Annotated in this window: 18 protein-coding genes; 14 read left to right on the forward strand and 4 right to left on the reverse strand. The window is 65.6% G+C overall.

The window, feature by feature from the left end; translation table 11 throughout:
• The first annotated feature begins 10 nt into the window (after nt 1-10).
• Nucleotides 11-850 carry an ABC transporter permease gene (locus B5D62_RS19460; protein WP_085935594.1) on the forward strand — a complete coding sequence of 280 codons (840 nt, stop codon included), beginning with the start codon at nt 11-13 and terminating at the stop codon, nt 848-850.
• Complete coding sequence (locus tag B5D62_RS19465; RefSeq protein ID WP_218191158.1) at nt 847-1,635, forward strand: ABC transporter permease; 789 nt, start codon at nt 847-849, stop codon at nt 1,633-1,635. Before B5D62_RS19460 ends, B5D62_RS19465 begins: the two co-directional genes overlap by 4 nt.
• A 75-nt stretch (nt 1,636-1,710) precedes the next feature.
• On the opposite strand, the gene B5D62_RS19470 is transcribed toward B5D62_RS19465, so the two are convergent.
• Together B5D62_RS19470 and B5D62_RS19475 are read right to left on the reverse strand one after the other, a co-directional pair.
• Nucleotides 1,711-2,340 carry an OmpA family protein gene (locus B5D62_RS19470; protein WP_085935595.1) on the reverse strand — a complete coding sequence of 210 codons (630 nt, stop codon included), beginning with the start codon at nt 2,338-2,340 and terminating at the stop codon, nt 1,711-1,713.
• 417 nt (nt 2,341-2,757) lie between these two features.
• Nucleotides 2,758-3,090: a winged helix-turn-helix transcriptional regulator gene (locus tag B5D62_RS19475; RefSeq protein ID WP_085935596.1), complete on the reverse strand. Its 333-nt coding sequence runs from the start codon at nt 3,088-3,090 to the stop codon at nt 2,758-2,760.
• A 102-nt stretch (nt 3,091-3,192) separates the two neighbouring features.
• Between B5D62_RS19475 and B5D62_RS19480 the strand changes: the two genes are divergently transcribed.
• From B5D62_RS19480 to B5D62_RS19500, 5 genes are all read left to right on the forward strand, one after another.
• Entirely contained in the window at nt 3,193-3,756 is a 564-nt protein-coding gene (locus tag B5D62_RS19480; RefSeq protein ID WP_218191159.1) for a carboxymuconolactone decarboxylase family protein, read from the forward strand.
• Nucleotides 3,757-3,863: 107 nt separating this feature from the next.
• The gene (locus B5D62_RS19485; protein ID WP_085935597.1) at nt 3,864-4,148 is read left to right on the forward strand and encodes a type II toxin-antitoxin system Phd/YefM family antitoxin; all 285 of its coding nucleotides are present in this window, start codon (nt 3,864-3,866) and stop codon (nt 4,146-4,148) included.
• Nucleotides 4,145-4,474: a type II toxin-antitoxin system RelE/ParE family toxin gene (locus tag B5D62_RS19490; RefSeq protein WP_085935598.1), complete on the forward strand. Its 330-nt coding sequence runs from the start codon at nt 4,145-4,147 to the stop codon at nt 4,472-4,474. Before B5D62_RS19485 ends, B5D62_RS19490 begins: the two co-directional genes overlap by 4 nt.
• Before the next feature lie 61 nt (nt 4,475-4,535).
• Complete coding sequence (locus B5D62_RS19495; protein ID WP_085935599.1) at nt 4,536-5,708, forward strand: CaiB/BaiF CoA transferase family protein; 1,173 nt, start codon at nt 4,536-4,538, stop codon at nt 5,706-5,708.
• Between the two features lie 9 nt (nt 5,709-5,717).
• Nucleotides 5,718-6,743: a histone deacetylase family protein gene (locus tag B5D62_RS19500; protein WP_085935600.1), complete on the forward strand. Its 1,026-nt coding sequence runs from the start codon at nt 5,718-5,720 to the stop codon at nt 6,741-6,743.
• Here B5D62_RS19500 and B5D62_RS19505 read toward each other — a convergent pair.
• A complete protein-coding gene (locus B5D62_RS19505) occupies nt 6,740-7,528 on the reverse strand; it encodes a TetR/AcrR family transcriptional regulator (protein ID WP_231714873.1) in 789 nt (262 codons plus the stop codon). The genes B5D62_RS19500 and B5D62_RS19505 overlap by 4 nt on opposite strands.
• Between B5D62_RS19505 and B5D62_RS19510 the strand changes: the two genes are divergently transcribed.
• The 3 genes from B5D62_RS19510 to B5D62_RS19520 all read left to right on the forward strand — a co-directional run bounded on the left by B5D62_RS19510 (nt 7,518) and on the right by B5D62_RS19520 (nt 10,931).
• Nucleotides 7,518-8,381 carry an alpha/beta fold hydrolase gene (locus tag B5D62_RS19510; RefSeq protein ID WP_170921029.1) on the forward strand — a complete coding sequence of 288 codons (864 nt, stop codon included), beginning with the start codon at nt 7,518-7,520 and terminating at the stop codon, nt 8,379-8,381. The genes B5D62_RS19505 and B5D62_RS19510 overlap by 11 nt on opposite strands.
• A gap of 209 nt (nt 8,382-8,590) precedes the next feature.
• Nucleotides 8,591-10,312 (forward strand): ubiquinone-dependent pyruvate dehydrogenase, encoded by a 1,722-nt coding sequence (gene poxB / locus B5D62_RS19515; RefSeq protein ID WP_085935601.1) that lies wholly within the window; start codon nt 8,591-8,593, stop codon nt 10,310-10,312.
• Between the two features lie 112 nt (nt 10,313-10,424).
• Nucleotides 10,425-10,931, forward strand: a complete 507-nt coding sequence (locus B5D62_RS19520; protein ID WP_085935602.1) for a hypothetical protein — start codon at nt 10,425-10,427, stop codon at nt 10,929-10,931.
• Between the two features lie 88 nt (nt 10,932-11,019).
• On the opposite strand, the gene B5D62_RS19525 is transcribed toward B5D62_RS19520, so the two are convergent.
• Nucleotides 11,020-11,847, reverse strand: a complete 828-nt coding sequence (locus tag B5D62_RS19525) for an MBL fold metallo-hydrolase (protein ID WP_085935603.1) — start codon at nt 11,845-11,847, stop codon at nt 11,020-11,022.
• A gap of 161 nt (nt 11,848-12,008) precedes the next feature.
• Between B5D62_RS19525 and B5D62_RS19530 the strand changes: the two genes are divergently transcribed.
• From B5D62_RS19530 to B5D62_RS19545, 4 genes are all read left to right on the forward strand, one after another.
• Nucleotides 12,009-12,872: an ImuA family protein gene (locus tag B5D62_RS19530; RefSeq protein WP_139373974.1), complete on the forward strand. Its 864-nt coding sequence runs from the start codon at nt 12,009-12,011 to the stop codon at nt 12,870-12,872.
• Entirely contained in the window at nt 12,763-14,451 is a 1,689-nt protein-coding gene (locus B5D62_RS19535; protein WP_085935605.1) for a Y-family DNA polymerase, read from the forward strand. Before B5D62_RS19530 ends, B5D62_RS19535 begins: the two co-directional genes overlap by 110 nt.
• A gap of 105 nt (nt 14,452-14,556) precedes the next feature.
• Nucleotides 14,557-17,883, forward strand: a complete 3,327-nt coding sequence (locus tag B5D62_RS19540; protein WP_218191168.1) for an error-prone DNA polymerase — start codon at nt 14,557-14,559, stop codon at nt 17,881-17,883.
• 131 nt (nt 17,884-18,014) lie between these two features.
• Nucleotides 18,015-18,911, forward strand: coding sequence for a hypothetical protein (locus tag B5D62_RS19545; protein ID WP_085935607.1), 897 nt, complete (start codon nt 18,015-18,017; stop codon nt 18,909-18,911).
• Nucleotides 18,912-18,987: the final 76 nt, after the last annotated feature.

Below are 18,987 nucleotides of genomic sequence, written 5' to 3' on the forward strand. Positions count from 1 at the left end.
AGGCCCTGACATGCGCGCGGTCATCGCCCTGCCCTTCACCTGGCTGATCGTATTCTTCCTGCTGCCGTTCGCGCTGGTGCTGGCCATCTCGTTCGGCACCAACGCGCCCGATGCCGCGCCGCCGGTCGCGCTCACCTGGAGCCTCGACAATTTCAAGCTGCTGTTCACGGACGATCTTTACGTTGCCGCCTGGCTGAGCTCGCTGCGCATCGCCGCGACCTCGACCATCGCGACCTTGTTGCTCGGCTATCCCATGGCCTACGCCATCGCGCGCGCTCGACCGGAACGGCGCTCGCTCCCGCTGATGCTGGTGGTGTTGCCCTTCTGGACCTCGTTCCTCATCCGCGTCTATGCCTGGATGGGTCTGCTGGCCGAGAACGGCATCCTCAACCAGTTCCTGCGCTGGACGGGACTGGTCCCGGATCCCGGCACGATCCTCGGCACCGAATGGGCCGTCCATATCGGCATCGTCTATGCCTATCTACCCTTCATGGTGCTGCCGCTCTACGCGACGCTGGAGAAGCTCGACTGGAGCCTGCTCGAGGCCGCGGCGGATCTGGGCGCCAGACCGGTGGCGGCATTCCTCACCGTCACGCTGCCTCTGTCACTGCCGGGTGTCGTCGCCGGCTGCCTGCTGGTCTTCATCCCGGCCGTCGGCGAGTTCGTGATCCCGGATCTGCTGGGCGGCACCGGCACGCTGATGATCGGCAAGGTTCTGTGGGACGAATTCTTCACCAATGCCGACTGGCCGCTGGCCTCGGCGGTCGCGGTCTGCCTGCTTGTCCTGCTGGTCGGACCGATGGCCCTGTTCCAGCGCCAGCAGGCGCGCAGCCTGGAGCGACACCGATGATGCCGCGAGCGCGCTTCGCCTTCACGGTGCTCTGCTTCGGCTACGCCTTTCTTTATGTGCCCATCGGCCTGGTGATGATCTATTCCTTCAACGCCTCGCGGCTGGTGACGGTGTGGGCTGGCTTCTCGCTGCATTGGTGGCGGACCCTGTTCCAGAACGAGGCCATGCTGTCCGCCGCGTGGCTGTCGCTGCGCATTGCCCTCGTGAGTGCGACGCTGTCGGCGATCCTCGGTCTTGCCGCCGGTTATGTGCTGGCACGCGCACCGGCCTTTCTCGGCCGCACCCTTTTCGGCAGCCTGGTCATCGCGCCGATGGTGATGCCCGAAGTGGTGATGGGCATTTCCATGCTTCTGCTTTTCGTGGGCGCCGAACGTTTTCTCGGCGGACCGGATCGCGGCTTCCTCACCATCGTGATCGCGCACACGACTTTCTCGCTCTCCTTCGTCGCCATCGTCGTGCAGGCGCGCCTGGCCGATTTCGATCGCTCGCTCGAGGAGGCGGCGATGGATCTTGGCGCAACGCCGTGGACGACCTTTCGCACCATCACCCTGCCGCTGATTGCACCAGCGCTGGGCTCGGGCTGGTTACTGGCCTTCACCCTGTCGCTCGACGATCTGATCATGACCCAGTTCGTCGCCGGCGCAGAGACGCAGACCTTGCCCATGCGAGTCTATTCCAGCGTGCGCCTCGGCGTCGATCCGCAGATCAACGTTCTCGCCACGCTTGTCGTCGTCATCGCGGCGACGACGCTGGCGATCTCGGGTCGACTGACGCGGCGGCGCTAAAGGAAAACGCGCCGGAGTTGCCCCCGGCGCGTTCCTGCATGGCCAGTCCAGCTGGCCAAAGCGTTTGTGGTGCGATCAGGTGCGCGGCGGCAGCGGCACCTTGCCGTCGATGAGGATCTTCTCCAGCACCGGAATGCCGGCGGCATAGTCGCCCTGGGCGCACTTGTTCATGGCATCCGCAGCGGCCGCCTGCACCTCGTTGGCGCGGTCGATCGTGCGATACTTGGCGCTCAGCGCGGCGCAATAGGCGGCGTCGTTGGGCGACGCGGCAGGCTGCGGGATCACGATCTCGGCCCGGCGATTCTGCGGCTCGCGCACCCCATCACCGGTCGGGACCAGAAGCCCCTGCTCGCCACGGCCCACCGTCGTAATGGCCGTCGCGGGAACACCCTGGCGGACCAGCACGTCCTTAACCGCATTGGCGCGGCGCAGCGACAGTGCCATGTTGTATTGCGGCGAGCCCGAGGTGTCGGTGTGGCCGGTCACGGTGACCTGCACGTTGCCGCTCGTCTTGTAGGCGTCGCCCGCCTGCGTGAGTGTCCTCAGCGCCTGGTCGCTCAGCTTGATGCTGTCCCAATCGAAGAAGACCATGAAGGTCTTCGGAGCGGGCGGCGGCGGCGGCGGTTGCATCGATGCTTGAGGTGTCTCGTCACAGGCCGCCATCAGGAATGCAGCGGCACACACGGCAATCAACTTCTTGAACATGTATTCTCCCCCTCAGTTAGGCCGCGATCACCGCGAACCCAAAACGAACTAGATCACAATGACGACCTCCGCGTCATGCGCCTTTGATCTACGTCAAAGCAGTTTTCTGGAACTGAGCGAACCTATGGCAATCAGACACGCATTTGTAACGATGATATTGACAACGTTGCCGGTGCGTGACTGGATTATGTCAGTCATATCCGACACGGAGGTTTAGATGCTTCCACCGGGTAAGCGGGCCGCGATGATTGGCGATGCAAGCATTCGGGCATCGGCATAGCGGCACTTCACGAATGACGCGCCGGGAGCGGCCATCCGAGGGCCGCATCAGTCAGGCGAGGCCCCAATTTGGCCGTTCCCGATGTGCGGTTCTCATTGAGCTGTCTTTATGACAACAGCAGGCGCCGCTTGACCAGGTTACTTGGGCAGGTGACGAGCCCATTTCTCGGACCAGACGTGAAGCGGCAGCAGGAGAGTCACGAGCTCGCCGCCTAGCGAGGTAAGGCAATAGCCGCTGGTATCGTCCAGCACCACGAGCTTGGCGTCCCGCAATTCTCTCAGCCGTTCGTTCACGATCGCCGGGCTGGCCCCGATCGCGTCCTGAAGCGCCCGGAACCGCCTGGGCTTCTCGCGCAACTCCCAAAGCAGCCGCAGCGTCCACCGCCGACCCAGGAGGTCGAGCAGGACCATGATCGGGCGCCCGCTCGCGGAACCGCGGGCCGGCTTCCCAGGTCGGAGGGGTTTCGTCATTCGCGTATCCTATTGCTACAATTTCCATAGCGCCATGCGATTCGATGCGCTACAGCATCCGGTATGCTACAGAAAATATAGCAACTTGCCTGGGAGTTTCGCTTGCCGCGTATCGAACCCGTACGAGCGCCTTATGCCCCTGCCATCGCCGACGCGTTGCAACAGATCATGCCGCCCGGCCTGGAACCGTTGCTGCTGTTCCGCAGCATGGCCGCAAGCCCGAGGATCTTCGCGAAGATGTTCGCGGGCGGGCTGCTCGACAGGGGGCCACTAAGTCTGCGCCACCGCGAACTGGTCATCGACCGCACCACCGCGCGGCTGGGCTGTGAATACGAATGGGGCGTGCATATCGCCCTGTTCGCCGAGCGCGTGGGCTTCACCGAGCAGGAGATCGCCGCCATCGTCCATGGCCCCGCGACGGCGGCCTGCTGGACGGCGGCCGAAAGCGCCTTGATCGGGCTCGTCGACGAATTGGTCGATCGCCGCACGATCGGCGACAGCGCCTGGGACGCTCTGCGCGCCCATTTCGACGATGCGCAGAGCCTCGAGGCGATCGCGCTCGTCGGCTACTATCACACCATCAGTTTCCTCTGCCGCGGCCTCGACTTGCCGCTCGAAAGCTATGGCGCCCGCTTCCCGCCCAAGGAACTGCCGCATTCGTCCTGATACGGGCGACAAGTCGGAGAACAGGAGGATCGGTGGCGCTCATGCGCCCGCTTCATTGCCACCGAACCGTTAACGGACTAAATTCAGACCGTGACCTGGAGTTCCGCATGACCCGTGCCGCTCGTATCAAGCCCATCAGCTATTTCAAGGCCAATGCCGCCGAGGTCATCCGCGACCTGAACGAAGGCGGAGAGCCGTTGATCATAACGCAGAACGGCGAGGCGAAGGCGATCGTCCAGGATATTGCGTCCTATGAGCAGACCCAGGAGACCCTGGCACTCCTTAAAATCCTTGCGCTCGGAGAGCAGCAGGTAAAGGAAGGCAAGACCGTAACGGCTGCCAAGGCGATGCAGCGCTTTCGGGAGCGGACGAAGCGCAGCCCCAGAAAATGAAGCGTTACGCCGTCCGGCTGACCGAGCAGGCGCTTCTCGATCTCGACGACATCGCTCTCTACATCGCGCATCACGACACGCCTCAAAGGGCCGAGTACGTTGCGCAGCAAATCGAGCGAGCCTTCTCGTCGCTGTCCACGCTCCCAAGTCGGGGGGCCCATCCACGCGAACTGCTGGAGATGGGAAACCGGATGTTCCGGGAAATCCACTTCAAGCCCTACCGCGTCATCTACCGGGTATACGAGCGCGAGGTCGTGATCTTCCTGATCGCCGACGGACGGCGCGACATGCGGTCCCTGCTCGCCAGACGATTGCTGGGAGCCTAGCGCGCTGGCCCGTCCGGAAGAGCGAGGCTAATGATCCAGCCTCACTTCCAAGGGTCACGCAATGCTGCCGCTCAGCGATACGCTCGTTCTCGATCTCACGCAGGTTATCGCCGGTCCGACCGCCGGCCAGATCCTGGGCGACATGGGCGCCGACGTGATCAAGGTCGAACCGCTTCATGGCGAACACTTCCGGCCGCATTTCGGCGGCGCCTGGGTGCCGTCGATGAACCGCAACAAGCGCGGCCTGGCGCTCGATCTGCGCACCGCGGGCGGCCGCGAGGTGCTGATGCGGCTTGTGCGCAAGGCCGATGTCTTCATGGAAGCCTTCACCCCCGGCGTGATCGACAAGCTGGGCTTCGGCTGGGAGGTGGTGGCGAAGGAGAATCCGCGGCTGATCTATGCCTCGATCTCCGGCTACGGCCAGACCGGCCCCTATTCGCACCGCGCGGGCTACGATCCCTGCATCCAGGCGGAGATCGGCCTGATGGACGCCACCGGCCCGTACCAGGGCGAGATGTGCCGGGTCGGCACGGCGCCGATCGACTATGCCACCGGCCTCGCCTGCGCCAGCGGCATCGCCTTCGCCCTGCTGGGGCGCCACAAGACCGGGAAGGGCCAACGGCTCGACCTGTCCCTGTTCGATGTCGGCATGCACCTGATGAGCCACTGGATCACCAATCACGGGCTGACCGGGGAAAATCCCGAGCGCATGGGCACGTCGAATTCGTTGATCTGCCCCCTGCGCGTCTTTCCGACCCGCACGCAGCCGATCTTCATCGCCGGCACCAACGATGCCTTCTGGCGCATTCTCTGCACCGCGCTCGGCCGCAAGGACTGGCTGGACGACAAGCGCTTCACGACCAATGCCGACCGGGTCGCCAACCGCGCCATCCTCGAGCCGATGATCGAGGCCTATTTCCTGGAGCACACGGCGGACGAACTCCTCGACAAGCTGATCCCGGCCGGCATGGCCTGTTCGGCGGCCTACAAGGTGAGCGACGTGGTGAAGAACCCGCACACCGCGGCGCGTGGCAGCGTGCTGGGGATCGATTATCCCGGCATCGGCACGGTGAAATCGGCCAACAACCCGATCAAGCTGTCGGACGCGCCGGTCGAGACTCGGCGCAAGTCGCCGATGGTCGGCGAACACACCGTCGAGATCATGCGCGAAGTGGGCTATAGCGATGCCGAGATCGCCGCCCTTCGGGAGGCGAAAGCCGTCGCCACAACCTGAGTCCGCTCGATGAAGATCGTCTATTCCGACAAGCATGCCGTTCACGATCCGCAGACCTTCGTCGTGCGCGGCGTGAAGCAGAGGAGCACCGAGCAGCCCGAGCGGGCAACACGTCTTCTGGGCGCCGCCACCGAGGCCGGCCACGAGATCGTCGGACCGCGCGCCTACGGCACCGCCCCGGCCGCCACCATCCATACGCCTGACTATCTCGACTTCCTGCATATCGCTTCGCGCGAATGGGCCAAGCTGCCCAACGCCTCGGCCGAGGTCGTGCCGAACATGCATCCCTCGCGCTACGCCGCGACCTATCCGCGGGCACTGGCCGGCCGCGCCGGCTGGCATCAGGCCGATCTTGCCTGCCCGATCGGACCCGGTACCTGGGAGGCCGCCCTCGCCTCGAGCGAGGTAGCGGCGACAGCCGCCGACCTCGTGCTGGAAGGCGCCCGCGAGGCCTATGCGCTGTGCCGACCGCCCGGCCATCACGCCTATGCCGACATGGCAGGCGGCTTCTGCTTTCTGAACAACACCGCCATCGCGGCCCAGCGGCTGCTCGCCAAACACCAGCGCGTGGCGGTCCTCGATATCGACGTGCATCACGGCAACGGCACGCAGGGCATCTTCTACGAGCGTGCCGATGTGCTCACCATCTCGATCCATGCCGATCCGGCCGACTACTATCCCTACTTCTGGGGCCATGCGCACGAGACGGGAGCTGGCGCGGGCCAGGGCTTCAACCTCAACCTGCCGCAACCGCTTGGCTCATCCGATGCCGTTTGGCTTGCGGCCGGCGACAAGGCGATCGCCCGGATCCGCGCCTTCAATCCCACCGCCCTCGTGATCGCCCTCGGTCTCGATGCCAGCGAGAGCGATCCGCTACAGGGGCTGAAGGTCACCGGTGCCGGCTTCCATGCCATGGGGCAGAAGATCGCCAGCCTGGGGCTGCCCACCGTGCTGGTCCAGGAAGGCGGCTATCTCAGCGACGATCTCGGCCGCAACCTGGTGCAGGTCCTGTCGGGCTTCGAGAAGGGTCGCTAGTTCGATCGCGATCGCGACGCACGATGCCGGGCGGAAACCGCTGCCGCCGGACGGGTGGCCAAGCCGGCCACGACCTCGTCGACGATCTCACGCAACTCCACCGACGAAGCGCCATCACGGGCCTGGATGGAAATGCCCTGCATCACTGCCGCCAGATGTCGGGCGATGCGCTGCGCCTCCTTCTCGTCAACCCAGGGACGCAGCGCCGCGCCGATCGCCTTGCGCATGGCATCGCGGCGCCGACCGAGATCATCGGCCAGTGCCTGATGGTCGGGATGGCAGGCGATCAACCCGCTTGAAATCATGCAGCCACGCTCCCGCTTGGGACTGGTGACGGCATCGATGCTGGCCTCCAGCAACAGCCGCACCGCCTGCGACAACGACTTCGCGCCCCGCAGCTTCGAGAGATCGAACGCCGCGGAATCCTGCTCATAGCGGGCAAGCGCCGCAGCGAACAGTTCCTCCTTGCTGCCGAAGGCGGCGTACAGACTCGGCGCGGCAATGCCGATCGCCTTCGTTAGCTCCGCGATCGACACGCCCTCATAGCCGTGTCGCCAGAACAGGCGCATGGCGATGTCGACGGCCTTGTCGCGATCGAAGCCGCGCGGCCGCCCGCCCTTTGATTTCTCTTTCTCCTCCACTTCCATAACGACCACTAAACAACCCTTGACACGAGAGGTCAAGGACAGTTCTTTATCGATCACTACATAACATATGAGGTTCGCCATGGAATTCTCGCGACGCGTCCTTTTCGGCACAGCTCTTGGACTCGGCTTGGCCGCCACGCAGCTGCGCGCGCAGCAGCAGCTTTCAGGATCGGTCGAGCCGGGCCAGCCTCTCGCGGTCCGCACACCCGACGGATTGCGGCTGTCGGCGCGCGCCTATGGCGATCCCGGCCATCCGGAAATCGTCCTGGTCCATGGCCTGGGCCAGAGCCGGTTGTCGTGGGAACTGCAGACCGACAGCGCCCTCGTGCAACGCTTCCGCATCGTGACGTTCGACCTGCGCGGCCACGGCGATTCCGACAAGCCGGACGAGGCGCCCGCCTATGCCGACGGAGCCCGTTGGGCGGACGATCTGGGCGCCGTGATCGCGGCCGCCAAGCTGCGGCGGCCGACTCTCGTCGGCTGGTCGTTGGGCGGACTCGTGATCGGCCACTATGTGGCGCGCCGCGGCATCGACGGGATCGGCGGGATCAACCTGGTCAATGCCGTGACGAAGCTGTCGCCCGACCTGCTGACGCAGACATCGCTCGACTATGCCGGCCGGCTCGCCTCGCCGGACCTGTCGGCGCGGACCGAAGCGATCGCACGCTTCCTCGCCGCCTGCTTCGCCGAGATGCCGTCGGCAGAGGCGTTCGCACGCATGCTCGTGTTCAACGGCATGGTGCCCCGCGCCGTGCAGCAGGGCGTGGTGCGAATCGGCAACGACGGTCTGGACGAGGCCTTCGCTCGGGCTCCCCGCCTGCTCGTGACATTCGGCGCGAAGGATGCGCTGACGCGACCGGAGATGTCCCGTCGCCTCCTGACCCTCAATCCCCGAGCCACGCTGTCGATCTACGAACAAGCCGGTCACACGCCTTTCTACGAAGACGCCGAACGGTTCAATCGCGAACTCGGTGATTTCGCCTCGAGCTGATCGCGGCCTGCAGCCGGCGCTTGTGGCACACGGCCTCCGTGGGGTAGTGCGATGGCTCTCACTCGCACCCTCCCCTAGGGCAATCGCCTATGCAAAGATTTCCCGTCATCCCGAGCGAAGCCGAGCGGAGCGAGCCCTGCAGGCGGCTTCGCTCGGGATGACGAAATGACTTCATAGGCGATTGCCCGACCAGCAACACGGAGTTCTGCATGGCACGGACGATTGCCGACCTGATGGCCGAGACGCTTCAAGCCGCCGGCGTGAAGCGGGTCTACGGCGTGGCCGGGGACTCGCTCAACGGCTTCACCGACTCGCTGCGCCGCATGAAGGGACTCGACTGGGTGCATGTGCGGAACGAAGAAGCCGGCGCCTTCGCGGCCGGCGCCGAAGCCCATATCACCGGAGAACTCGCGGTGTGCGCCGGAAGCTGCGGCCCCGGCAACATGCATCTCGTCAACGGTCTGTTCGATTGCTACCGCAGCCGCGTGCCCGTGCTGGCCATCGCAGCGCAGATCCCCAGTGCCGAGATCGGCGGTCACTATTTCCAGGAGACGCGCCCGGAACAGCTCTTCACCGAATGCTCGCACTATGTCGGAACGATCTCCAGCGTCGAGCAGATGCCGCGGGTGCTCGACAAGGCGATCCGCGTCGCTGTGGCCGAACGTGGCGTGGCCGTGATCGTCATTCCGGGCGACATCGCGCTGCAGGCCACCGCAGCTCAGGCCGGGACATGGATCGCGCCCAGGGCACCGATCGTGCGGCCGGCCGATTCAGAGCTCGACGCGCTGGCGGCCCTGCTGAACGACAGCCGCAGGATCACGATGATGTGCGGCGCGGGCTGTGCCGGTGCGCATGACGCAGTGGTCGAGCTGGCGCGCACCCTCAATGCCCCGATCGTGCATTCGCTGCGCGGCAAGGAGCATATCGAGTACGAGAATCCTTTCGATGTGGGCATGACCGGCCTGATCGGCTTCGCCTCCGGCTATGCCGCCATGAAGGAGTGCGACACGCTCCTCCTGCTCGGCACCGACTTTCCCTACCGGCAGTTCTATCCCGAGAAGGCCAAGGTGGCGCAGATCGATCTGCGGGCGGAGAGCCTGGGCAATCGCTGCCGGCTCGATCTCGGCGTCGTCGGCACCGTTGCCGACACGGTCGCGGCCCTGCTGCCCCGTCTGAAGCCCAGGACCGACCGCTCCTTCCTCGACATGGCCCTCGCACACTATCGCAAGGCGCGCGCCGATCTCGACGCGCTGGCCGAGAGCCGGCCCGACGGCAAGCAAATCCATCCGCAATATGTCGCTCGGCTGCTGAGCGAGCTGGCAGACGACGATGCCATCTTCACTTGCGATGTCGGCACGCAGACGGTGTGGGCCGCACGCTATCTCAAGATGAACGGCAAGCGACGCCTGATCGGCTCGTTCAATCACGGCTCGATGGCCAACGCCATGCCGCAGGCGATCGGCGCCCAGGCAACCTTCCGCGATCGCCAGGTGATATCGATGTCCGGTGATGGCGGCTTCGCGATGCTGATGGGTGATTTCCTCAGCCTGTCGCAGCTTGGCCTGCCGGTGAAGGTCGTGGTTCTGAACAACGGCACGTTGGGCTTCGTCGAGATGGAGATGAAGGCGAGCGGATTCCTCGATACCGCCGTCGACCTCAAGAATCCCGACTTCGCGGCGATGGCCACCGCCATGGGGATCAAGGGCATCCGCGTCGAGAATCCGCGAGATCTCGAAGGCGCGATGCGCGAGGTGCTGGCGCACGAGGGGCCGGCCCTGCTCGATGTGGTGAGCGCCCGGCAGGAACTCGCCATGCCGCCCAAGGCAACGATCGAACAGGCCTACGGCTTCAGCCTGTTCCTGATGAAGGCGGTGATGGATGGGCGCGCCACGCAGGTGATCGACCTCGCGCGCACCAACCTGCGGATCTGACTCCGCCCCGATCGTTCATCGACGGCGCCGTTGACGACCGGAATCGTCGTTTGCGGCCCGTAGGGCTTAAGGAGGTCGGATCGCCCAATCCGGGCCTCCAGGAGCAACGACGATGTTCGAGACTCTTCTTTCCACCTCCTCCCCGTCGGCTGGTCCGTCGACCGATGCGTCGACGGCCTCCTCGGCGGACCCGGCGCCAGAACGCACCGCCGACGGTCGTTTCGCCAAGGGCAATGCCGGCGGCCCCGGCCGCCCGCGCGGTCCGGTGACCAGCGGCGTCACCGTCCTCGACAGGCTTGGAGCCGACGCCGGTCCGGAGCTGATCCGGATCGCGATCGACGAGGCGCGCGGCGGCAACATGAAGGCGCTCGAGATGGTGCTGGAGCGAATCTGGCCGAAGCGTCGCGGCCGCGCCGTGCAGTTCGAGCTGCCGTCGATCGAGAACTTCGGCGATGTCGTTGCGGTTCACACGGCCGTGACGCAGGGCGTGCTGGCGGGAGAGCTGACGGCCCAGGAAGGCACTGCCCTGTCCGACCTGATCGAACGCCAGCGGTGCCTGATCGAGAACATCCAGATGGCGAAGGTCATCGGAACAATGCTCAGCGACGACGGGGCCTGACACGCGGCACGATCTTGCGGGGCCGGCGCACGGCAGGCGGAGGACAAACCGTTTTTCCAACCGTTTGTAAACGGTGGAAACGGTAATCTCAGCCGCCGCCGTCGCCGGCCACGGCGATGACGGTGAGCTTGTCCGGCAGGTCCTCCTTCGCGATCTCGACGGTATGGCGCTCCGGCCAGATGAAGGCGGGTTCCAGCGGCGCCAGCAGGCCCATGAAGCGGTCGAGCTGCGAGCGGCCCCAATAGTGCATGGGCAGCACGACCTTGGGCTCGATCTGATGGATGACGTCGACCATCAGCGGTACACCCATGGTGTAGGAGCCGTCGATCGGCACCATCAGCACGTCGATGCGGCCCAGCGCCTCGAGATGCTCGGGCGTCAGGCGCTGATGCAAATGGCCGAGATGGGCGATGCAGAGATCGCCGACGGCGAAGATGAAGATCGAGTTGCCGTTGATACGGACGCCGCCGGCCCAGTCGCGCGCATTGGTCGGCACGTTCCAGACCCGCATGTCCTTCAGGGTGACGTCGACCTTCGACTCTGTCTCGCCCTCGCGCGGCCAGCCGCGCAGGACGTAGGTGATGCCCTCCTCCGGCTCGTCCGTGTAATGCGTGCTGTGGGCGTTGTTCATGGTGACGATGTCGGGATGGCGGCCGAAGCCGTTGACGCCGTTGTAGTCGGTGATGGCGCGCACCCCCTGCGGCGTGTCGATCTGGTAGCTGGCATGTCCCAGGAAGGTGATGACGGCCCGGTTGGCCGATGGATCGCCGGCCAGGCGCAGGCCGTCGAAGGAAGCCAGATGCAGGGGCGACCCGAAATTCTCGACCAGATTCTTGGAGCAGCGGGCCAGGGCCGGCCCGCTCAGCAGGGCCAGGGCCGTGGCGATCAGGGCAGCACAGGAAAATCGCAGGGACATGCAGAGCCTCCGTGGGTCCCGGAAGGAGGGTGACTTCAGGCCAAAAGCAGGGGCTGTGCCAGTGCGAACAGGCCCGCCGACGGGCGTTGACTCTTCAAGGTTCGGTGATTAGAACAAAACAAGAACAATTATCCAGCCACAGGAAGAAACCCGAGGGGGCAATGCCTGTCATTTCCCCAACCGCCTTTGCTCCCCCTACCGCCACTATCGAGCAGGGGCACGTTCCGCCAAAACTGCGCGAGCAGGTCCGGCGGCTGGAACGTGCGCATAGCGCCCAACGAGCAGGCCGAACGGCCGTCCCGACGGGTCTCGTCGCCATCGATGCTTTGCTGCCCGAAGGCGGGCTGCTGACCGGGGCACTGCACGAGATCGAGGCCGGTCAGGCGCCGTCGGGCCGAGTCGCTCCTCACGATGGCCCCGCCCTGGGATTTGCCGCTTATCTGCTGGGCCGCTTCGGCCAGGATCGACCGGGCACGATCCTCTGGTGCCGTCAGCCGCTCGGCGTCTTCGATGCCCCGCCCTACGCGCCCGCCCTGTCCGGCTGGTTCGATCCGGCGCGCCTGCTGATGGTCACGGCGCGGCGCGAGGAGGATCTGTTCTGGGCGATGGAGGAAGGGCTGCGCACACCGGGTATCGCCGCCGTTCTGGGCGAGACCCGCGCCGCCGATCCGACCCCCGGCCGTCGCCTGTCGCTGGCGACGGAAAAGAACGGCGTGCCGGCTCTCCTGCTCCGATCCCAGCCGGCGCCGCCGCAAAGCGTCTGCACCACCCGCTGGCGCGTCGCTTCGACGCCGTCGCCCGCCGCGGCAGGTTCCGAAGATCCCGTCACCGTGCAGTGGCGCATCGAACTCAGGCGCAACCGCTTCGGCACGCCCTCGACCGAGGAGATGCCGGGTTGGCTCGTGGAGTGGAACGATGAAACGCATCATCTCGCTGTGGTTCCCCAAGCTCGCCACCGATCGACTGGCCCGGCCGCGGCCGGACTCGGCTGGGGAGGTCCAAGCCGCCAAAGACTGGTCGGCTAGAGCCGCCGCCACCGTCCTCTGGCTCGATGGCTGTCCCCGTCTGGCGGCCGTCAATGCTCATGCCCGCGCCGCCGGTCTGCGACCGCACCTGCGGCTGGCCGATGCGCGCGCCCTGGTGCCCGACCTGGTTACGACCGGTGCCGAGCCGGAAGCCGATCGTCGGCTGCTGGAGGCCCTTGCCGGCTGGTGCGATCGCTACACGCCCTGGGTCGCGATTGATCCGCTGGGCGCGGCCCTTGCCGAGCCCGATGCCGAGGGCCGTCTCGAAGCCTGCAGCGCCGGTGGCTTTGGCGGTGATGCCGGATTGCTGCTCGACGTCACCGGCTGCGGCCATTTGTTCGGTGAGGGCGAGGCCGGCGAACGCGCGCTGCTGGCCGATCTCGTCGAACGGCTGGCGCGGCACGACTTCACCTGTCGTGCCGCCCTGGCCGATACGGCCGGCGCGGCCTGGGCGCTGGCCCGCTATGCCGACCGACAGGCCGATCTCTTCTGCCCGCCCCGCGGCCAGCGCGAGGCGCTCGCTGCCCTGCCCGTCGACGGGCTGCGGCTCCGAACGCCGATCCTCGAAACCTTCCTCAAGCTTGGCCTGCGCCGCATCGGCGATCTCTATTCCCTGCCACGCGGACCGCTGGCGCGCCGCTTCGGCGATCAGCCGCTCACGCGTCTCGACCAGGCGTTGGGGAGAGTCGACGAGCCGATCGAGCCGCGCCGCGCCCCGCCCGCCTTTCGCAGCCGCCTCGCCTTTGCCGAACCGATCGGCCGGCCCGAGGACATTGCCGCCGCCACCAGCCGCCTGCTGGCCGCGCTCTGCAAGCAATTCGAGCAGGCGGGCGTGGGCGCGCGCAAGCTCGAGATCGCACTCTATCGTGTCGATGGTTCGGTGGACCGCACTGGCATCGGCACCAGCCGTCCCAACCGCGACAACCCGAAACTGATGAAGCTGTTCGAGGAAAGGCTGGGCGAGCTCGATCCCGGCTTCGGCGTCGAGCTGATGATCCTGAGCGCGCCCGAGGTCGAGGACTGGACCGGCGCTCAGGACTCGCTGCCCAACGCCGGCACAGCCGGTACGTCCTTTGCCGGCAGCGACGGCACGATCGATCTCGCCGACCGGCTGGCCTTGCGTCTGGGCGCCGAGAATGTCGTGCGCCTCGCGCCGCGCGACAGCCATCTGCCCGAACGCGTACAGACGGCGATACCGGTCTCCGCCAAACCGGCGGCAGCGGGCGCCTGGGCGCGGCTCGCCTCGATGAAGGGCACGCGACCGACGCGGCTGCTGCAGCGGCCCGAGCCGATCGATGTCACCGCCTTGCTGCCCGACGATCCGCCGCGCCAGTTCCTGTGGCGCCGCCATGCCCATCGCATCGTGCGCGTCGAGGGGCCGGAACGGATCGCCGACGAATGGTGGCGGCCGCGCACCAACGGCCGTCATGCGCCACCCCAGACAACTCCGCCGGTGCGCGACTACTATCGCGTCGAGGACGACGATGGCGGCCGCTTCTGGCTGTTCCGAGACGGCAGCCACAACGCCTCCGCAACCGGCGGCGCGACCAAGTGGTTCCTGCATGGCTTTTGCGCCTGATCTTTTTGCTGGGGGCGCGCCACTCCAGTGGCGCGTCTTTGTCCATGCCTGCGCAGATCGCGCCACTGGAGTGGCGCGCCCCCGGCCATGAGCATCGTCGATCCCATGCGCTACGCCGAGCTGCAGGTCACAACCAACTACAGCTTCCTGCGCGGCGGGTCGCATCCGGGCGAACTCGTCTATCGGGCGGCCGCGCTCGGCCACAACGCCATCGGCATCGCCGACCGCAACACGCTGGCCGGCGTCGTGCGCGCCTTCACCGCGATCAAGGACTATTACGAAGACGAGGACGTGCCGGAGGACAAACGCCTCAAACTCCTGGTCGGCGCCCGGCTGGAGACGCGTGACGGCTATTCGCTGCTCGCCTATCCGATGAACGTCGAGGGCTACAAGCGCCTGTCGCGCCTGCTGACGGAGGGCAATCGTCGCGCCGCCAAGGGCGAATGCGATCTCACCTTCGCCGACCTCGAGCAATTCTCCGACAACCTCCTCGCCATCGTCCTGCCACCGCGCCATCTCGACGATCCGGCCTTCCACGAGAGATTGCGCAAGCTGGCGCATCTCTATGAAGGGCGCTGCTACCTCGCCGCCAGCGTGCTGTTCCGCGGCGACGATGCCCGCCGGCTGGCGAAGCTCGATGCCTTGGCCGAACGGATGAAGACGCCGCTGGTCGCCACCAACGACGTGCACTATCACGTGCCCGAGCGGCGGGCGCTGCAGGACGTGCTGACCGCCATCCGCCTCAACCGCACGGTCGAGGAGCTGGGCTTCCATCGCTTCGCCTCGGCCGAGCGGCATCTCAAGACACCGCAGGAGATGCACCGCCTCTTCCGCCGGTATCCGCACGCGATCGAGCGCATCCAGGAGATCGTCGAGCTCTGCAAGTTCGAACTGACCCATCTACGTTACCAGTACCCGGTCGAATACGAGGGCGGCGAGACGCCGATGCAGAAGCTCGAGCGGCTGACCTGGCAGGGCGCGGCCTGGCGCTATCCCGGCGAGATCCCCGACAGGGTGAGCGCCACCATCAAGCGCGAGTTCGCCCTGATCGCCGAGAAGAAGATCGCGCCCTACTTCCTGACCGTCCACGAGATCGTGAAGCAGGCGCGCGAGATGGGCATCCTGTGCCAGGGCCGCGGCTCGGCGGCCAACTCGGCGGTCTGCTATTGCCTCGGCATCACCTCGGTCAATCCCGACGAGACCGAGGTCCTGTTCGAGCGCTTCCTGTCCAACGAACGCAACGAGCCACCCGACATCGACGTCGATTTCGAACACGAGCGCCGCGAGGAGCTGATCCAGTGGATCTACAAGAAGTGGAGCCGAGATCGTGCCGCGCTGGCCGCCACCGTGATCGCCTACCGGAGCCGCAGCGCCATCCGCGATGTCGGCAAGGCGCTCGGCCTCTCGCCCGACACGCTGGGCGCGATGGCCAACACGGTGTGGGGCAGCGGCTCGGGCGGGATCAACATCAGGCATGTGCGCGAGGCCGGCCTCGATCCCAACGATCCGCGGCTGGCGATGGCGCTCGACCTGTCGGCGACGCTGTGCGGCTTCCCGCGCCACCTCTCGCAGCATGTCGGCGGTTTCGTCCTCACCGACGGCCGGCTCGACGAGCTGATCCCGATCCAGAACGCGGCGATGGAGGACCGCACCGTCGTCGAATGGGACAAGGACGATCTCGACGCGCTCGGCATCTACAAGATCGACGTGCTGGCGCTCGGCATGCTGACGGCGCTGCGCAAGAGCTTCGAGCTGATCAAGCAGCATTACGGCGAGGATCACACCCTCGCCATGAAGCCGGACGATTCCAAGGTCTACGACATGCTGTGCAAGGCCGACTCGATCGGCGTGTTCCAGGTCGAGAGCCGGGCGCAGATGTCGATGCTGCCGCGGCTCAAGCCACGTCAGTACTACGATCTCGTCGTCGAGGTGGCGATCGTGCGGCCGGGGCCGATCCAGGGCGGCATGGTACACCCCTACCTGAAGAGCCGAGCCAATCCGGACGACGTGACCTATCCCAAGCCGGAACTCAGGAAAGTCCTGGAAAGGACCCTGGGCGTACCGCTGTTCCAGGAACAGGCCATGCAGATGGCCATCGTCGCGGCAGGCTTCAGCCCGGCCAAGGCCGACAAGCTGCGGCGCGCCATGGCCACCTTCCGCCGCACGGGCACGATCCACAAGCTCAAGGACGATTTCATCAACGGCATGCTCGGCAATGACTACGAGCGCGAATTCGCCGAGCGCTGCTTCAAGCAGATCGAGGGCTTCGGCGAATACGGCTTCCCCGAGAGCCATGCCGCGAGCTTCGCGATCCTGGTCTATGTCTCGTCGTGGGTGAAATGGTACTTCCCTGAAGTCTTCGCCGCCGCGCTCCTCAATGCCCAGCCGATGGGCTTCTATGCCCCCGCGCAGCTCGTGCGCGACGCGCGCGAGCACGACGTCGAGGTGCGGCCGCCCGACATCAACGCCAGCGACTGGGACTGCACGCTGGAGAAGACCTCGGGACCGAAACGCGCCCTGCGTCTGGGCTTTCGTCAGGTCACCGGCCTCCGGGAAGCCGACATGAAACGCCTGGTCGAGTGCCGTGGCGAGCGCCCTTATCGCGATCCGGCCGATGTCTGGCGCCGCGGCGGACTCGACAAGCGCCAGATCCTGGCGCTGGCGCGTGCCGACGCCTTTGCCTCGATGGGGCTGTCACGCCGGGACGTGCTGTGGGCCGTGCGGGCTTTCTCGGAAGCGTCCCTGCCGCTTCTGGAGCAACAGCCCCATCCGCAACAGTCTCGCCCCCAACACCTCCGCCCACGCGATCTCGAGCCCAAGGTCACGTTGCCCAGGCTCACGCTCGGCGAGCAGGTCGTCGACGACTACTCGACCCTTTCGATGTCATTGCGGGCCCATCCCTTGCAGTTGCTGCGGCCGAGCCTGTCGGAGCGGCGCATGGCGCATTCGCAAAAGCTGCGGGAGGCCTGCAGCGGTGATTTCCTGCAGCTCGCCGGGCTGGTGCTGGTCCGCCAGCGCCCAGGCACCGCCTCAGGCGTCGTTTTCGTCACCCTCGAGGACGAGTTCGGGATCGCCAATCTCGTGGTCTGGCCCAAGGTCTTCGAAGCCTATCGTCGGGTCGTCATGGGATCGCGGCTGCTGGGCGTCGCCGGCAAGGTCCAGCGCGACATCCAGCACGACGGCACGGAGGGAATCGTGATCCATCTCGTCGCCGAGCGACTGTGGGATTGGTCGGCCGATCTCGACCGCATCGCCGATCTCGACGGTCATTTCGAATTGCGCATGGGCCGCGGCGACCAGGCCCGCTCCTCGACGCCCGACCCGCGCGACGACTCGGCCAAGCGCGAGCCGCGCAAGAAGCAGCCCTACGACCGCAGCCGCATCGTCCTCGACCGCCCGACCATCAAGATCGCCTCCCGCGATTTCCACTGAGCGTGCGCACTTCAGACCGCGGGCTTCCAGCCCGCCTCATGAGCGAATAGAGATCGTTACCGACAATCGACACGTGATCGACTATGTGCTTTCGCCAATACAGCGGCACCGCATACGGCGAGAGAGGGACGATGATCCAGATGCGGCATTTTCTTCGCCTGCGGCCCCGCACTAGCCCACTGTGGGCTGCTGCTCTGCCTCTGCTTGGGTTGTTTCCGCTGCTTTTGGAAATACCAGCGTCGCAGGCTCAGATGCCTTCGCCGACAGATGAAGAAATCGCCTACATGGTCCCAGCCCCTGGAGAGAGCGGATACAAAGCGCCCTATTCACGCTGGAAGGAAGGCGTGCAGATTTCAGTCATCGTCGTCACCAGCCATCAGTCGGCACCGTGCCTCTCGAAGGCAATCAACGACATCCGCATACAGGTTGAGGCGGTGCGCCAGGAGATTCCGGCGCTCGCTGGGCTTGCCGACCCGACCGTCGTGGAAGCAGTCCCAGCGCACGTGCCTCCATCGACAATAGTACTCGCCTTGCCGACCAACGACGCGAAGATCGGGGGTGATCTGACGCGCTTTGCCGAGCATCAGCGTGATGATGCCAAGCTGTTCGAGATCGATAACAGCGTTACCTCGTCACATGGATTTACCCCCAAGCCCGGCTCGCCGTTTCTACCCGTCGTGAGGACGCTGGAGCATGTCAGTCTGGTCGCGATCGAGACCGACCATATTGTTTCTGTTTACGACTGGCATATGAACGCGCGCGGTATCGACTTGTACAGCGATGACGAATGTCAGAGACGGCCATGGGGACAAGACCTGATTTATGCGTTAGGCGCATATAACTTCGACATACCCATGGGATCCCGGGGCCTTCGGCTTTATATCGGTGATGAGAAACGCTACCCCGTGTCTCGCCACTATTATGATCGGCTATTTCTCCGCACGCTGTACTCCTTGAATGCTGATATCGGGATCGATGAATTCCGGCGAGCCTTCAGGAAGGCCCTTAAGTCAGCCAATCCTCCTTAGTGCGGAACACAGACATCCCAACCATTCGTATGCCAATTGAAGGCTGTTCCGGTCTGTCATCAATATGACTTCCGGT

This window comes from Enhydrobacter aerosaccus (assembly GCF_900167455.1).
Taxonomy (GTDB): Bacteria; Pseudomonadota; Alphaproteobacteria; order Reyranellales; family Reyranellaceae; genus Reyranella; species Reyranella aerosaccus.

Excerpts from the sequence above, each read along its gene's own strand:
- B5D62_RS19460 (WP_085935594.1), top strand. The coding sequence starts at position 11 with ATGCGCGCGGTCATCGCCCTGCCCTTCACCTGGCTGATCGTATTCTTC.
- B5D62_RS19465 (WP_218191158.1), top strand. The coding sequence starts at position 847 with ATGATGCCGCGAGCGCGCTTCGCCTTCACGGTGCTCTGCTTCGGCTAC.
- B5D62_RS19470 (WP_085935595.1), bottom strand. The coding sequence starts at position 2,340 with ATGTTCAAGAAGTTGATTGCCGTGTGTGCCGCTGCATTCCTGATGGCG.
- B5D62_RS19475 (WP_085935596.1), bottom strand. The coding sequence starts at position 3,090 with ATGACGAAACCCCTCCGACCTGGGAAGCCGGCCCGCGGTTCCGCGAGC.
- B5D62_RS19485 (WP_085935597.1), top strand. The coding sequence starts at position 3,864 with ATGACCCGTGCCGCTCGTATCAAGCCCATCAGCTATTTCAAGGCCAAT.
- B5D62_RS19490 (WP_085935598.1), top strand. The coding sequence starts at position 4,145 with ATGAAGCGTTACGCCGTCCGGCTGACCGAGCAGGCGCTTCTCGATCTC.
- B5D62_RS19495 (WP_085935599.1), top strand. The coding sequence starts at position 4,536 with ATGCTGCCGCTCAGCGATACGCTCGTTCTCGATCTCACGCAGGTTATC.
- B5D62_RS19500 (WP_085935600.1), top strand. The coding sequence starts at position 5,718 with ATGAAGATCGTCTATTCCGACAAGCATGCCGTTCACGATCCGCAGACC.
- poxB (WP_085935601.1), top strand. The coding sequence starts at position 8,591 with ATGGCACGGACGATTGCCGACCTGATGGCCGAGACGCTTCAAGCCGCC.
- B5D62_RS19520 (WP_085935602.1), top strand. The coding sequence starts at position 10,425 with ATGTTCGAGACTCTTCTTTCCACCTCCTCCCCGTCGGCTGGTCCGTCG.
- B5D62_RS19525 (WP_085935603.1), bottom strand. The coding sequence starts at position 11,847 with ATGTCCCTGCGATTTTCCTGTGCTGCCCTGATCGCCACGGCCCTGGCC.
- B5D62_RS19530 (WP_139373974.1), top strand. The coding sequence starts at position 12,009 with ATGCCTGTCATTTCCCCAACCGCCTTTGCTCCCCCTACCGCCACTATC.
- B5D62_RS19535 (WP_085935605.1), top strand. The coding sequence starts at position 12,763 with ATGAAACGCATCATCTCGCTGTGGTTCCCCAAGCTCGCCACCGATCGA.
- B5D62_RS19540 (WP_218191168.1), top strand. The coding sequence starts at position 14,557 with ATGCGCTACGCCGAGCTGCAGGTCACAACCAACTACAGCTTCCTGCGC.
- B5D62_RS19545 (WP_085935607.1), top strand. The coding sequence starts at position 18,015 with ATGATCCAGATGCGGCATTTTCTTCGCCTGCGGCCCCGCACTAGCCCA.